Genomic DNA, 14,745 nt, shown 5'->3' on the forward strand with positions numbered 1-14,745 from the left:
GGGATTCTGTCGAATAAAGCAGAAAAGGAAGCGACAAAAAACATCAGCTTCCTCCATCCTTCCACACTTCTTCAACCGTATTCAAAAGCAAACGGTTCAACTCAGGTGTCATATCTTTTTTCTCTGCCTTCAGTTCTTTTGCCGCTTCCATGATTCTTTCGATTTCCGTTTCAATGAATTGGTGAATAACATCGATTCTTGCTTCGAGGTCAAGCTCTTCCCCTCTTCTTTTCCGTTCAAGCAAGGTTTCCATTTCAGCCTTCAGTTCGGGTTCAGCAACAAGTTCATTCATCAAAACAGTAAAGTCCATTGGCGGTATGGTTCCGTGCTTTTCAATCCATTGGCAGGCCAAAATAGGCCGAAGAACGTAGAAGTACTTTTTAATTTTGACCTCTTGTCCTTGTAGATAATCCTTGACGTTCCTTCTCGCCATATTGATATAGTGATACACGCTTGCTTCAGGCTTAAATGCCTCCGTGCGCAGTTTTCTTAACTGCTCTGCGGTCGTAAATGCTTCATAATACACAATGTCTGAGGACAGCCATTCAAGGAGCGGAGGGTTTGACTTTTTGAAAAGCCGAAGCGTTTTTCTCAGCTCCCAGCCGCTGATATCCAGCAAATCGTGAATCGGTTCCTCAATGACATCACGCTCCTGCTCAATTGAAAAGTACCACTCCTTTTTCGGCACATAAATAAAGCGGACGTCGTAATCACTATCCTGCGAGGGAAATCCCCATGCGCGGCTTCCTGACTCGACGGCATACACGATTTTGACTCCGTATGACTGCTCGATCCGTTTTAATTCATCAATGATTCTTTGTTTCATATCTATTCGTCTCCAGTCTGTTCTCATTCCGGCAGTTTGCAGAAAAAAACCGCCTGATGATATGCGGCGGCTTTTCACATTTTATCAGCCTTTAAGATGCTGCTTAAAGAAAGCAAGTTTTTCCGTTTGAAAAGCAGGGATATACTCATGTCCGAAGTAGCGGTACACCTTCAGCTCTTTCTCTGTTTCCAAATGATTGTAGGCGGCAAACACGGTGGACGGCGGCGTGACCTTGTCAATCAGGCCGATTGACATCAGGACAGGCACCTTCACTCGGTCAGCGAGATTCATAATATCGAAATATGAAAGTGTCTTCATCGCCTGCACTTCTGTTTCCGGGCTGCCATTTCTTCTGAAGAAGGAATTGATTTCAAGGTACGGCTGTTCAAGCGCCACATCAATGGCCCGTTCGAAGTTGCTTAAATAAGGATAATCGGCAACCGCGGCTTTTGGAATGTCTGACAGCGCTGCTGCGGCAATGGTTAAACCTCCGCCTTGGCTTCCTCCTGTCACACCGATCCTTGTTTCATCAACCTCGTCAAAGCTGCTGATGACCTCAAGCGCGCGGACGGCGTCCAAATAAACACCGCGGTAATAGTATGTATCTTTATCCAGAATTCCTTTCGTCATCCAGCCCAAAGCGTGACCGTGCGGTGAAATACTCGTATCCTCGCTGCTCTGCTGGCCGCGGACAAGCATGCCGAATGCGGCGTAGCCATGGAGTGCCCAGTTTACCATTTCATGAATTTCACCATCATAGCTTGCATTGTAGCCATGATATTTCACGATCGCCGGATGCGGGCCTTCCTTGTCAGGCACCGCGTACCATCCGGTAATGCGGGCGTTTCCGAAACTTTTATATGTGAGACGGTATACTTTTACTCCGTCAGCAGGATAGTCAACCGGCTGTAAATCAGGTTCTGCTTGGACTTTTGCAAGTTCCTCCAAAGACAATTTCCAAAACTCAGAAAAATCTTTCGGTGCTGTTTTTTCAGGCTTATATGTTTGCAATTGGTCGAGCGGCAGATCGAATAGTTGCATTTCCGATTATTCCCCTTTGTTTTATAAGATATAGTTTGTATTCCTATACTACCACGTTTCGGCTTTGTTTTCTAAATATTTTCATCATTGTTTCCCAGACAGCCTTCATCAAACGTTTGTTTAAGACTTTCCCGGCTTAGTTCCATAAAGGCCCGGGCGGTCAGACTGACATAGCGGTTCTTTAAAAAGACGAAGACGAGGGTTCGTGATGGCGCGGATTGAATCGATAAATAGATCACACCCGGATCTTTATCCCTTCTGACCATATTCGGCGCCATTGTCACACCTAATCCGTTAGCCACAAGAGATTGGGCGGTTTCAATATGGCTCGTCTTAAAGGCGGCATTCGGCTTAAAGCCGCTTTCCGCACAGAGATCGAGAACTGTCCTGCGAAAGCCGAAGCCTTCTTTTAACAGAATAAATGGCACGTTCCTTACCATGTCAATCGGCACACACGGCTGGCGTCCCTCCTTACCTTCCAGCGCTTTCTCAATCAGCGCGACCATTTCCGGCGGCATCCACCTTTGTTTTTCCTTCGGTACTGCGAGAACAATCGGTTCCGTGAGCAAGGGTGTAATGGAGAGCCGTTCATCCTCGATCGGCAAGGATAAAACAGAAAGGTCAACTTCTCCCTTTGCCGTCATCTCCTCTAATGAAACCGGATCTTTTTCAACAAGCTGAACCTCCACATGAGGATAGCGCGCCAAAAACTGCTTCAGCAGCGGAGGAAAGAGATATCTCCCTGTTACAGCAGGAATCCCGATGGATAATTTATGACCGATTCCCTGTGATCGCTCCTGCATTTCCCGAAGCAAATCATCTCTGGAACGAATGATGTCCTCGGCTTTTTCAATGAAACGCCTGCCGTGGGGTGTCAGTGTAACAGAGCCATGGGATCTGTGAAAAAGGGTAAGCCCCAGCTCAGCCTCAAGCTTTTTGATTTGCTGGCTGAGAGACGGCTGTGCGATATGAAGATGTTCCGCCGCCTTTGTAAAGCTTTGGCGCCGGGCAATTTCCGCTGCATATTCCATCACTTTAATATCCATTTCAGCCTCCATAGGTTGAACCTATCGTTTTCATCATTTTTATATCTTGGACGAATCATAACAGAAATTGCTAACATAATCCATATCATCATTTACGAAAAGAAGGAGCTGGTTCAAATGACAAATGAAACACCGTTTTCTAAAAACGCCGAGATGTATCGGGATGAAAAGGTATTTGCCGAGGGGGAAGATTTGGGGTTGATGATCAAAACAGCGGAATGCCGGGCAGAGCATCGGGTGCTGGATATCGGAGCGGGCGCCGGCCATACGGCCCTGGCATTTTCTCCTTATGTACAGGAGTGCATCGGTGTTGATGCAACGAAAGAGATGGTTGAGGTTGCGTCCTCCTTCGCGCAAGAAAAAGGATCTGAAAACGTACGCTTTCAGCAAGGAACGGCAGAGTCACTCCCCTTCCCCGACGAATCATTTGACATCATCACCTGCCGATACGCAGCCCACCATTTTTCAGATGTCCGCAAAGCTGTCAGAGAGGTTGCACGCGTACTAAAACAGGACGGACGTTTTCTCTTAGTTGATCATTACGCGCCTGAAGATCCCGTTCTTGATGAGTTTGTCAATCATTTGAACCGGCTTCGAGACCCTTCCCATGTTCGAGAAAGCTCATTATCAGAATGGCAGGCGATGTTCAGCGCCAATCAACTGGCCTATCAAGACATCCAAAAGTGGAATTTGCCGATTCAATACGATAGCTGGATCAAACGAGGCGGAACTCCCGCTGACCGAGAAAAACAAATCATTACCCACTTGAATCACGCATCAGACGAAGCACGCGACACGTTCTGTATTACATTGAACCAAAACGGACAGCCCATCTCCTTTTGTTTAAAAGCGATTTTGATACAAGGGATAAAACGATAAAAAAAGCCGTGCGCTGCGCACGGCTTTTTACATCGGCTGATAAAGATCCCAGCCAATTTTTAATGTCTCAACAATGTAATCGGCAACCTCTTCCGGGGAAAGGTTGTCTGTTGCCACTTTTGAATTGTGCTTGTCATAAATGACTTTTCTTTCGTTAAACAGCTGTTCCATTTCATCCATTGAACGGTTATGCAGTACAGGGCGGCTTTCGATCAATAAATCCGCGCGCTGCTTCCAGTTCTCCCATGACAGGTCCAGATGAAGCACGAGACAGTTTTCCAGACAGCAATTCCTGATTTCTTCTTGTTTAAAAGATCCCCCGCCCAGAGATACGATTTTGAATCGTTTATGATGGCAGATGTCTAAAATATATTCCTTCTCCGTTTTCCGGAAAAAGTCTTCTCCCTTTTTCTCAAATATCTCAGGAATTGACATATTGAAATCCTTTTCGATCTGCTGGTCAATATCAATAAAATCTCTATATAATTTTTTAGCGACCAATTGGCCGATTGTTGTTTTTCCTACACCCATGAATCCGATCAGGACGATATTTCTTTCTCTTACTGGGATGGCTCGTTTAGCGTTCATCTTCGGCGAAATCCTCCTAAGGAATGAAATTTTATATTCATTATATGCTTATTTAGCGAATATTTATATAGATACCGGCTTTACCGGTCAAGCTTATAGTGCGCTTTGTTGTTTAGCCATTTTTGCCTGAATGACATTCATTGTACAACATTTCTGCAGGTATTTTAATACTTCGACGCAAAAAAGCGTTAAAACCTTCTGCCTTTATTGTTTTTCCAGCTGACTCTTCGATGGAAGGGTCTTTTTCTGTATGATAAATAGGAAGGGAGAAATGGCGATGATCATTTGGATAAACGGGGCATTCGGTTCCGGAAAAACACAAACAGCCTTCGAACTGCACAGAAGGCTGAACCCATCTTACGTGTATGATCCCGAGAAAATGGGTTTTGCGCTGCGCTCCATGGTGCCGAAGGAGATCGCAAAGGACGATTTTCAAAGCTATCCTTTATGGCGGGCGTTCAATTACAGTTTGCTAGCTTCTCTGACAGATACATACCGCGGCATCATTATTGTGCCTATGACGATTGTACATCCTGAATACTTCAATGAGATCATCGGCAGGCTCAGACATGAAGGCAGGATCGTTCACCACTTTACATTAATGGCTTCAAAGGAAACCTTGTTAAAAAGGCTGCGCACCAGAGCAGAAGGAAAAAACTCATGGGCCGCCAAACAAATTGACCGCTGCGTTGAAGGTTTATCATCACCCATTTTTGAGGACCACATTCAAACAGACAACCTGTCGATTCAGGATGTGGCAGAGAACATTGCCGCGAGAGCCGAACTCCCATTAGATCCTGATACGAGAGGCAGCCTCCGAAGGTTCACCGACAGATTAATGATAAAGCTGAATCATATCCGTATCAAATAAAGCTTCTGTACACGACAAAAGCCCGCTCCGAGAGCGGGCTTTCTTCAACTTATTTCCACCAGTCATCAAACATAGACGCCGGAACCTGGCGTTTATGTTCAGTCATGCTGTAGCGTTTTTCCAGCGCTTCTGATACTTTCGCTGATACTTCTTTTCCTTCGAGATAATCGTCAATCTCGTCGTAGGAAATGCCAAGCTCTGTTTCATCCGACTGCTGCGGTTTTTCGTCGAGCAGATCGGCAGTCGGCTCTTTTAAGTATAAGCGTTCCGGTGCACCCAGCTCTTTCAGCAGGGTTCTTCCCTGGCGCTTCGTCAAGCCTGTCAGCGGCAGGAGGTCTGCTCCGCCGTCACCGTACTTCGTAAAGAAACCAGTCACTGCTTCAGCAGCATGGTCTGTTCCTAACACAAGAAGGCCTTCCTGGCCGCCGATCGCGTATTGCGCGATCATTCTTGTTCTTGCTTTTACGTTTCCTTTATTAAAGTCAGTCAGCTGATCGCCTGTTTCCTGCTGATACTGATCAGAAAAAGCGCTGACTGTTGATTTAATATCAAACTTCCATGATTTATCCGGCTTAATAAACTTCAAAGCAAGCTGGGCATCGTCTTCATCCTGCTGTGTGCCATGCGGAAGACGGACAGCGATAAATTGAGCGTCTCCGCCCTCCTCGCGAATGCTCTCCACCGCAAGCTGAGCGAGTCTTCCCGCAAGTGTTGAATCCTGGCCGCCGCTGATTCCCAATACAAAGCCTTTAGCACCGGTTTTCTTTACATATTGTTTTAAAAAATTGACTCGGTCCTCAATTTCTTGCTTTGGATCAATTGAGGGCTTCACATGTAACTCACGCATAATCTTTTCCTGCATGCTCATCCCAATCATTCCTCCTGTACATTTTCCCTTATTACTGATCATTTCCCCAAATCAATGAAAATGAATCATGACTGTTATGTATCCCTATTAAATATAGCACAGGTCTTCATTCACAGTGAACAAGAGAGATCAGCTGACTTCAACCCGTATGGATGTCACACTGTCGCCATTGCATTTCCCTTTTTCAATCGGGCAGGAAGAAAACGCGACAATTAAATCCATCTCCGCCCTGAGCCTTACATAATCTCCGGCATTCGAAAGCGGCGTTTCCACAGACAGATTCCCTTTCTCATCAAGGACAGTATTCATAAAAATCGCAAATGGGTAATGCATGTGAGGCTTCGGTACGCCAAACTGCTCAAGCGCACGGTTCATATTGTCATAGCACGTATCCTGAAACTCATCCTTTTGCTTCCCATATAAGAGCCTGTTCATATCAGGGCGGCAGGCGGGCAGCAGCAGATCATGCTTGCCGACCGTATCTTCAATCAGGGTTAACATCGGCTTATACAGGTTGGAGTAGAGATGGTCGTTGACCTTCACATGAATGGAGTGATTGGCGTCTATCGTCGCTCCCTGATCAAGGTGTTCATAAAAATCCTTGGCATGGTATGCGACAAAATCAGCCACCTGCTGCCCTTCTACATCAACCACTTTTAAAATCTGCCCCTTTTTCAGCTTCAGCCCAAGCCCTTTTTTCGGCTCCACAATATATTGCTGTGTCATTGGTTTGCTCCTTTTTTCATTAGTATGAGCGTCCGCTTCCTTCTCCATGTAAAAAGAGGCAAAAATCCGATGTATATAAGCTTCGGACAGATCACAATCTAACCTTAGATAAAAGGGGTTGAATAAATAATGAGCCAAACAAAAAAAGACCAGCCAAAAGGGAATCTGGCTTGGTGGCAGCTGTCACTGATCGGAGTCGGCTGCACGATTGGAACAGGCTTCTTTCTCGGTTCCAGCATCGCAATTGTAAAAAGCGGTTTTTCCGTTCTCCTTTCATTTCTGATCGCAGGGATCGGTACGTATTTTGTCTTTGAACAGCTCGCCAAGCTGTCGGCGAAGCAGCCGGAAAAGGGCTCGTTTTGTGCGTATGCCCGAAAAGCATTCGGCAAATGGGCAGGCTTCAGCAACGGCTGGGTGTACTGGACATCAGAAATGCTGATTACCGGAAGCCAGCTGACAGCCATTTCGCTCTTTACGAAGCATTGGTTTCCTCAAGTGCCGCTATGGGTGTTTGCCTCAATTTACGCAGTACTGGGGCTCCTTATTATTTTCACCGGCCTGTCCGTCTTTGAAAAAACAGAAAACGTGCTGGCAGTCATTAAAACAGCTGCTATTTTTATGTTTATTGTCATTGCCATCCTGGCTTTATGCGGTATCCTGTCCGGCGGAAATCATGGCATACATGTTCCAAATAAGACGAGTGAGTTTTTCCCATACGGCGCCATGGGGCTGTGGACAGGTTTAATCTACGCGTTTTACGCTTTTGGCGGAATTGAGGTCATGGGGCTGATGGCGGTTCACTTAAAAAAACCTGAGGAAGCGTCAAAATCAGGGAAACTGATGCTGGCGACGCTGGCGATTATTTATATCATTTCAATCGGGCTTGCTCTGCTTTTGGTTCCGTTACACGCGTTTACTGAACAGGACAGTCCGTTCATTACGTCATTAAAAGGATATAACCTTGAGATCATCCTTGATATATTTAACGGGATTTTCATCATCGCAGGGTTCTCGACTCTTGTCGCTTCGCTATTTGCGGTTACGACATTGCTTTGTACAATGGCTGATGACGGCGACGCGCCGAAATGCTTTACTCTAAAGGAAGGCAAAAAAATATGCTGGCCGGCACTTGGGCTGACGTTTGCGGGGCTTGTCCTCTCCATTATTCTGTCGTTAGTGCTGCCTAAAAACATTTATGAGCATATGACAACAGCTGCGGGGCTTATGCTTTTATACACTTGGCTGTTTATCCTGTTCTCCAGCAAAAAGCTGACTGATCCCGAGGGCATGGGAAAAACGCAAATTTATTTAGCGATGGTTCTGATTGCTGCAGCTGTGTCCGGTACATTGTTTGAAAAATCAAGCCGGCCCGGTTTTTTCGTCAGCATAGGTTTTCTCGTGATTATCGCCATCGTTACCATGATCTATCAAAAAAAGCAGGGTCATAAAGATCGCCCTGCCAGTCCTTGATTATTTATTTCATTTTGTTGAACATGTTCTTTAAATAAGAAAACGGGCACTTCGATACCTGTTTTTCGTCATCACGGAGGAAATACTGCTTCCATTCACGATTATCCTTTCCTCCGTACCAGCCTAATTGCGGGTGAATCGGAGCCTGATCATAGGCCTCTAAACGAGATCGGATCAGCCTGCTCATGTTACGGCCAAATGCAGTTGATCCATTTAGGTCATCAAACACCCACCTTGGCTGAAACGTGACCATAAAAAAAGGAAAGCTCCGGCTTCTTCTTGCCTCGTGCCCCGGTGTAGCGCACAGAATGAAATACGGCTCGCCGTCAAAACAAAACTCCCATTTATAATGCTCAGGATCGGCCGGAATATCTTCCGGCCATTCTTTTTCGTCTTGATGACTCAGTCTATTTAAAAAGCGCCAAAACAGCTCTTCATACGCTTCAATCGAATAATGCTCCGCCAAATCTTCCGGTGTATCAAACAACACAACGAGGGATGCGTATTTTCCCGTGTCCCGCGATATCTTGCCGTACTCCGCAAGCAACGGAGCCAGTTCCTCCGCTGTGCGGTTTTCCCGCGGATCTCCGGCAAAAGCAATCCGAAGCTGATCAGTCAGAAACGCCTGGCGTCCGGGAATGCATGGAAACGTATCCGCATCGTCCGCCAGAGTTTCTGCCAGCAGTTCAAAAGCGATTCTTTGCCATTCAGGAAGCTCTTCCTGAATACGTTCCAGAAAACTTTTGGTGTAAATCCCATTCACCATTGATCCACCTCCAGTATCATCTGGATACTATATTAAAACTGGAAGCGGCAGGTGACTGTCCTTCATGAATCAGCCCAATAACTGTTTGATGCCCTGATAACCAAAGTAAAAGCCAAACACAAGGAGGGATACACCGGCGATTCCGGTCAATCCTCTCAATAGCTTTTCATGAAGCAGGTTTCTGAACGTACTGGCTGTGATAGCCATGCAGAAATCCCAGATTAAAATGCCGATCATGATGCCGGAGCTATAGATTAGAAGCTGATTCATATTGTAGGCCTCTGCTGTTTTCGCAAGAATGCTTCCGTAAATTCCAAGCCAAAAAAGGATGCTCAATGGGTTTGACAATGAAATGAGAAAACCCGATGCGAATGTTTTCCTGTATGACGGTTTCCCCCGCGAGCTTCGCACATCCATCGGTTCTCTGACGTTTTTCAGCGTTTCAATTCCGGTATAGGTCAGGACAAAAAAGCCGAACAGCCACAAAAACGTTTTCACAAATGGAGCGGTCAAGAACTGCGACAACCCGAAATAGATAAAAAGCATGTACAGCCCATCCGCTGTCATGGCGCCTAAACCGAAAATCCATGCATGCCAAAAACCGTTTTTAATTCCTTTGTCTATTTGCGCCGCATTCACTGGCCCCACAGGCGCAGACAAGGACAGTCCCAGCACAATATAGCTCAAAAAAATGTTCACCGGCCCGTACTCCCTTCTCTTATGTAACTTGTACAATTTATTCGGGAACGGGCCAAGCTATGCACAAATTCACTTACTGTTTCAGACGTTCAAGCTCTTCCTCCATAATATCGGCGGCTTTGCCTACAAAACTAAAAATGAGTTCCAGCTCCTCTTCCGTATATTCGCGGCACAACTCCATCGTCGACTCAGACAAAGGACGGAACAAATCCTTTATATGTTTTTTCGAAGCAGTCAAAGGGACGATTACGACTCTCCTGCGATCGTTCGGGTCCTTTTCACGAGCCACATACCCCGCTTTTTCCAGCCGGTCAACAAGCGCCGTGACGGAACCCGTGCTGAGGCCGGTTTTTTTTCCCAGCTCTCCGGCCGTCATCGGCCCTGCTTCATTTAAAATGTCAGCTGATTTCAAATCGGTAGGAAACAGACCGAGAGCTTGAGCGGCTGCCTGATGGAACAGAACCGTTCTTGTGCCCAGTTTTCGAAAAAGCTGAACAGCAGTCTTTTCCAACTCACTTCTGGAATTTCTTGTTGACAACTGACAGTCCTCCCTATAAAATCGAGTTTATCTTGATAATCGAGATATTCAACGATCAAACTATTATCATGATATCAGAACTTACATAGAAAAGTAAGAGGAGGTAGAACAAATGGACACAACAACAGCAAAACAGGCTTCCACCAAATTTGTGGTCCTCGGTCTCCTGCTGGGCATCTTGATGTCTGCAATGGACAATACGATTGTTGCCACCGCGATGGGCAATATCGTAGCCGATCTTGGAAGCTTCGATAAATTTGCCTGGGTGACGGCATCCTATATGGTGGCGGTTATGGCTGGCATGCCGATTTACGGCAAGCTTTCCGATATGTACGGCCGAAAACGTTTTTTCCTGTTTGGACTTATTTTTTTCTTAATCGGTTCGGCTTTATGCGGGATTGCCCAGACGATGAATCAGCTGATCATCTTCCGGGCCATTCAAGGGATCGGAGGCGGCGCGCTCCTGCCGATTGCCTTTACCATTATCTTTGATTTGTTTCCGCCGGAAAAACGCGGAAAAATGTCCGGCATGTTCGGTGCTGTATTTGGATTATCAAGTGTTCTTGGTCCGCTCTTAGGCGCGATCATTACAGATTCGATCAGCTGGCACTGGGTGTTTTACATCAATGTGCCGATCGGCGCATTGTCATTGTTTTTCATTATTCGCTACTACAAAGAATCTCTGGAGCACAGAAAGCAGAAAATAGACTGGGGCGGCGCGATTACCTTAGTCGTATCCATTGTATGCCTGATGTTCGCCCTTGAGCTTGGCGGCAAAACATACGATTGGAACTCCATTCAGATCATCGGGCTGTTTATTGTATTCGCCGTTTTCTTCATTGCCTTTTTTATTGTGGAGAGAAAAGCAGAAGAGCCGATTATTTCTTTCTGGATGTTTAAGAACCGCTTGTTTGCCACAGCGCAGATTCTCGCTTTTTTGTATGGCGGAACATTTATTATTTTAGCGGTATTTATTCCGATTTTCGTTCAGGCGGTCTACGGCAGCTCGGCGACAAGCGCGGGCTTCATTCTGACGCCGATGATGATTGGATCAGTCATCGGAAGCATGATCGGCGGAATCTTCCAAACGAAGGCAAGCTTCCGCAATTTGATGCTGATATCTGTTATAGCTTTCTTTATCGGTATGCTGCTTCTTTCCAATATGACGCCTGACACAGCAAGGGTATGGCTGACAGTCTTTATGATGATTTCAGGCTTTGGTGTAGGCTTTAACTTCTCCCTGCTGCCGGCGGCATCGATGAATGATCTTGAACCTCGCTTTCGGGGAACGGCAAACTCTACAAATTCATTTTTGCGATCATTTGGCATGACCTTAGGCGTCACCATTTTCGGAACGGTGCAAACAAACGTATTCACGAACAAGCTGACCGACGCCTTCAGCGGGATGAAAGGCTCAGCGGGATCAGGTGCTACGCAAAATATTGGCGACCCGCAAGAGATATTCCAAGCGGGAACACGTTCCCAGATTCCTGATGCGATCCTGAATCGCATTATTGACGCGATGTCATCAAGTATTACGTATGTCTTTTTGCTCGCTTTGATTCCAATTGTCCTCGCGGCGGTTACCATTTTATTTATGGGAAAAGCCAGAGTGAAAACAACAGCCGAAATGACAAAGAAAGCAAATTAACATAAAAAAGCAGTACATGCTGGGCATGTACTGCTTTTTTCTATTACACTCCTAATCTTGCAAGAATAAACGTCCATATACAAATGATCAATAACAGAATCAGGCTGTACGCCACTGTCCTTTTAAACAGTTTAGATTCCTTGCCTGTTTGGCCGACCGCTGCGGCAGCGATGGCGATAGATTGAGGAGAAACAAGTTTCGCCATGACACCGCCCGCCGTATTTGCGGCTAACAGCAAGTCTGAACCCGCACCGATCTGCGCTCCGGTGACAACCTGCAAATGACCGAACAAAGCGTTATTGCTGACAACCGAACCGGTGATGAACACGCCAATCCAGCCGAGAACAGGACTGACAAACGGGAACAGGTCTCCTGTTTTCGCCAATGCTAACCCAATTGAAGAGCTGAGCCCTGCGAAGTTGGCCAGATTGGCAAACCCCATCACGAAGCAGATCGTCATAATCGGCACCCACAGCTCTTTTCCTGTCTCCTTCAGGGAAGCAAAGGCATCCCGGGAGGAGAACTTTTTGCTGAACAGCCCTGTCACGATGACCGCCGCTAAAATCGCTGTACCAGTCGCTGACAGCAGATCAACTTTAAAGACTGCATCTAACGGCATGGCAGATGGCGCAATCGGCGGCATTTTCATAATTTGCTGATGCAGAAAAGGCATTTTGAACAGGAGCGTTGATTGATATAACAGCCCGCCTTCTTGGAAAAGCGCTTTGAAGGCAGGAAGGCTCCAGATGGTGATCGCCGCAGTTAAAATGTAGAAAGGAGACCACGCTTTCGCAATGTCAGCGGCACGGTATGCCTTTTTCTCACCAGCATCGCCGGCCCCTTCCTCGCGGTAAATCTCTTTCGGCTGCCATTTGCGGAGGAAGAGGGCAAGCCCGCCCATGCTGAATAAGGCCGCCAAAATGTTTGCTAATTCCGGCCCGAGTACCGCCATTGTCAGTGTCTGAACCGCTGTATACCCACCGCTCACAACCAGAAGAGCGGGCCATGTCTGTTTGATTCCTTTCATTCGGTCTAATAAGAATACAAGCAGGAATGGTATTAAAAATGAGATCATCGGCAGTGTCCACATTAATGTCCGTGACAGCTCAAGAGCAGACAAATCACCAATCTGCGCCCCTGTGATGACAGGAATCCCGATCGCCCCAAAGGCTCCGGAGGCGGCGTTTGCAATCAAGCAGAGCGCCGCCGCTTTCAACGGTTTAAAACCAAGTTCGACGAGCAGCGCCGCACTAATCGCAATCGGAACACCAAAACCGGCCGCGCCTTCTAAAAACGCGTTAAAACAAAAACCAATTAATAATAGCTGTAATCGTTGGTCAGGCGAAATGCCGGCAATGCTGGACCGAATAATGGTAAATTTCCCGGTTTTCACTGCGATTTTATACAGCCACACCGCCATCAGGACGATGTAGCCAATAGGCCACAGCCCGCTCCCGATTCCTAACAAAACAGAAGATATCGCTTTTTCAACCGGCATATGAAATGCCAAAACGGAGACGAAGAAACTGACGGCTAGGGTAAGAAATGCCGCAAGAATGCCTTTCATTTTCAAAACAGTTAAAGCCAAAAGAAAAAAGAGAATCGGAGTGAGCGCCACAAGTGCGCTCACATACTCGTTTCCAAACGGATCATACAACTGCTCCCACATTGACAATCAGCCCTTTACTCTAAAGTTGCGGTTAGTTGACTTTTTGTTCTGCAAAATGAGGTTTTAAAATGTTTTTAAGGACGCCGGCGCTGTGAAGGAACTGTTCTTTTTCTTTCTCATTTAAGTTCAGCTCAGTGATACCCGCGATCCCTCCGCGGTTCACGACAGCCGGCACACCGATGTACACGTCCTCTGCACCGTATTGCCCGTCCAAATATGTGCTGACAGTTAATATGCTGTTTTCATTATGCAGAATGGCTTTTGTAATGCGAGCAAGACTCATCGCAACTCCATAATAAGTCGCGCCTTTTTTCTCAATGATATGGTAAGCTGCGTTTTTCACATCATCTACAATTTGGTCCAGCTCCTCTTGTTTGTACGCATCGTTTTTCTCAACGAGTTCACTGACCGGCACACCGCCGACATTCGCATGGCTCCAAACAGGAAGCTCTGTGTCGCCGTGCTCTCCGATAATATGTGCGTGCACGTTTTGAGGCGCTGCGCCAAAGTATTCGCTCAGCATGAAACGGAATCTCGCAGAATCTAGTGTTGTGCCGCTTCCGATCACCCGCTCTTTTGGCAGGCCGCTGAATTTCCATGTTGCGTAAGTCAGGATATCAACCGGATTTGTCGCGATTAAGAAAATACCGTCAAATCCGCTCGCCATGACTTCACTAACGATACCTTTGAAAATCTTCAAGTTCTTTTCTACTAATTCAAGGCGTGTCTCACCAGGTTTTTGGTTTGCTCCGGCGCAAATGCAGACAATATCAGCATCCTTGCAGTCTTCATATGTTCCGTAAGATGTTTTGACCGGTTGTGGCGCAAACGCCTTTCCGTGGTTTAAATCCATCACATCGCCCATTGCTTTTTCTTTATTTACATCAATGACCACAAGCTCATCTGTGATCCCTTGGTTAATTAACGCAAATGCATAACTGCTTCCAACAAAACCCGCTCCGATTAAAGCTACTTTATTTACATGTTTGTTCATCATTAATCATCCTTCCAGGGTATGTTTCTCTTTGATGTCTTTTTATTTGTGAAGTATTTCACATTTATATTGTGCAATACTTCACAAACTTTTGCAAGAGAAAAGTTTTGTCT

The 14,745-nt window shown here is 46.3% G+C and carries 15 protein-coding genes; 4 read left to right on the plus strand and 11 right to left on the minus strand.

The window, feature by feature from the left end; genetic code table 11:
• Nucleotides 1-43: 43 nt before the first annotated feature.
• From M1D94_RS19460 to M1D94_RS19470, 3 genes are all read right to left on the minus strand, one after another.
• Nucleotides 44-826 (minus strand): nucleotidyltransferase domain-containing protein, encoded by a 783-nt coding sequence (locus M1D94_RS19460; RefSeq protein ID WP_031315677.1) that lies wholly within the window; start codon nucleotides 824-826, stop codon nucleotides 44-46.
• 84 nt (nucleotides 827-910) lie between these two features.
• Nucleotides 911-1,867, minus strand: a complete 957-nt coding sequence (cah, locus tag M1D94_RS19465; RefSeq protein ID WP_015715213.1) for a cephalosporin C deacetylase — start codon at nucleotides 1,865-1,867, stop codon at nucleotides 911-913.
• Nucleotides 1,868-1,938: 71 nt separating this feature from the next.
• Complete coding sequence (locus M1D94_RS19470) at nucleotides 1,939-2,913, minus strand: LysR family transcriptional regulator (protein ID WP_456270314.1); 975 nt, start codon at nucleotides 2,911-2,913, stop codon at nucleotides 1,939-1,941.
• Nucleotides 2,914-3,030: 117 nt separating this feature from the next.
• On the opposite strand from M1D94_RS19470, the gene M1D94_RS19475 reads away from it, so the two are divergent.
• The gene (locus tag M1D94_RS19475; protein WP_101501843.1) at nucleotides 3,031-3,792 is read left to right on the plus strand and encodes a class I SAM-dependent methyltransferase; all 762 of its coding nucleotides are present in this window, start codon (nucleotides 3,031-3,033) and stop codon (nucleotides 3,790-3,792) included.
• A gap of 27 nt (nucleotides 3,793-3,819) precedes the next feature.
• Here the strand turns inward: M1D94_RS19475 and M1D94_RS19480 are convergent, their stop codons facing one another.
• Nucleotides 3,820-4,380: a shikimate kinase gene (locus M1D94_RS19480; RefSeq protein ID WP_003246473.1), complete on the minus strand. Its 561-nt coding sequence runs from the start codon at nucleotides 4,378-4,380 to the stop codon at nucleotides 3,820-3,822.
• Nucleotides 4,381-4,657: 277 nt separating this feature from the next.
• Between M1D94_RS19480 and tmrB the strand changes: the two genes are divergently transcribed.
• Nucleotides 4,658-5,251 (plus strand): tunicamycin resistance ATP-binding TmrB, encoded by a 594-nt coding sequence (gene tmrB / locus M1D94_RS19485; protein WP_128740903.1) that lies wholly within the window; start codon nucleotides 4,658-4,660, stop codon nucleotides 5,249-5,251.
• Nucleotides 5,252-5,300: 49 nt separating this feature from the next.
• Here the strand turns inward: tmrB and nadE are convergent, their stop codons facing one another.
• Together nadE and M1D94_RS19495 are read right to left on the minus strand one after the other, a co-directional pair.
• Nucleotides 5,301-6,119, minus strand: coding sequence for an ammonia-dependent NAD(+) synthetase (gene nadE, locus M1D94_RS19490; RefSeq protein ID WP_003246440.1), 819 nt, complete (start codon nucleotides 6,117-6,119; stop codon nucleotides 5,301-5,303).
• A 129-nt stretch (nucleotides 6,120-6,248) separates the two neighbouring features.
• Entirely contained in the window at nucleotides 6,249-6,845 is a 597-nt protein-coding gene (locus tag M1D94_RS19495) for a DUF1989 domain-containing protein (RefSeq protein WP_003246345.1), read from the minus strand.
• 129 nt (nucleotides 6,846-6,974) lie between these two features.
• Between M1D94_RS19495 and M1D94_RS19500 the strand changes: the two genes are divergently transcribed.
• Nucleotides 6,975-8,315, plus strand: a complete 1,341-nt coding sequence (locus M1D94_RS19500) for an amino acid permease (protein ID WP_024572720.1) — start codon at nucleotides 6,975-6,977, stop codon at nucleotides 8,313-8,315.
• 4 nt (nucleotides 8,316-8,319) lie between these two features.
• Here M1D94_RS19500 and M1D94_RS19505 read toward each other — a convergent pair whose 3' ends face one another.
• From M1D94_RS19505 to M1D94_RS19515, 3 genes are all read right to left on the minus strand, one after another.
• Entirely contained in the window at nucleotides 8,320-9,081 is a 762-nt protein-coding gene (locus tag M1D94_RS19505) for a YqcI/YcgG family protein (protein ID WP_070548499.1), read from the minus strand.
• 69 nt (nucleotides 9,082-9,150) lie between these two features.
• Nucleotides 9,151-9,780 carry a LysE family translocator gene (locus tag M1D94_RS19510; RefSeq protein ID WP_003246469.1) on the minus strand — a complete coding sequence of 210 codons (630 nt, stop codon included), beginning with the start codon at nucleotides 9,778-9,780 and terminating at the stop codon, nucleotides 9,151-9,153.
• Between the two features lie 73 nt (nucleotides 9,781-9,853).
• Nucleotides 9,854-10,318, minus strand: coding sequence for a MarR family transcriptional regulator (locus M1D94_RS19515; RefSeq protein ID WP_014475735.1), 465 nt, complete (start codon nucleotides 10,316-10,318; stop codon nucleotides 9,854-9,856).
• Nucleotides 10,319-10,430: 112 nt separating this feature from the next.
• Between M1D94_RS19515 and bmr3 the strand changes: the two genes are divergently transcribed.
• On the plus strand, nucleotides 10,431-11,969 hold the full coding sequence (gene bmr3, locus M1D94_RS19520; RefSeq protein WP_213414898.1) for an MDR family MFS transporter: 1,539 nt from the start codon (nucleotides 10,431-10,433) through the stop codon (nucleotides 11,967-11,969).
• Nucleotides 11,970-12,012: 43 nt separating this feature from the next.
• On the opposite strand, the gene M1D94_RS19525 is transcribed toward bmr3, so the two are convergent.
• On the minus strand, nucleotides 12,013-13,638 hold the full coding sequence (locus M1D94_RS19525; RefSeq protein ID WP_038427334.1) for an L-lactate permease: 1,626 nt from the start codon (nucleotides 13,636-13,638) through the stop codon (nucleotides 12,013-12,015).
• 31 nt (nucleotides 13,639-13,669) lie between these two features.
• Nucleotides 13,670-14,635, minus strand: a complete 966-nt coding sequence (locus M1D94_RS19530; protein WP_144483791.1) for an L-lactate dehydrogenase — start codon at nucleotides 14,633-14,635, stop codon at nucleotides 13,670-13,672.
• Nucleotides 14,636-14,745: the final 110 nt, after the last annotated feature.

The sequence above is a fragment of the Bacillus sp. JZ109 genome (assembly GCF_053903135.1).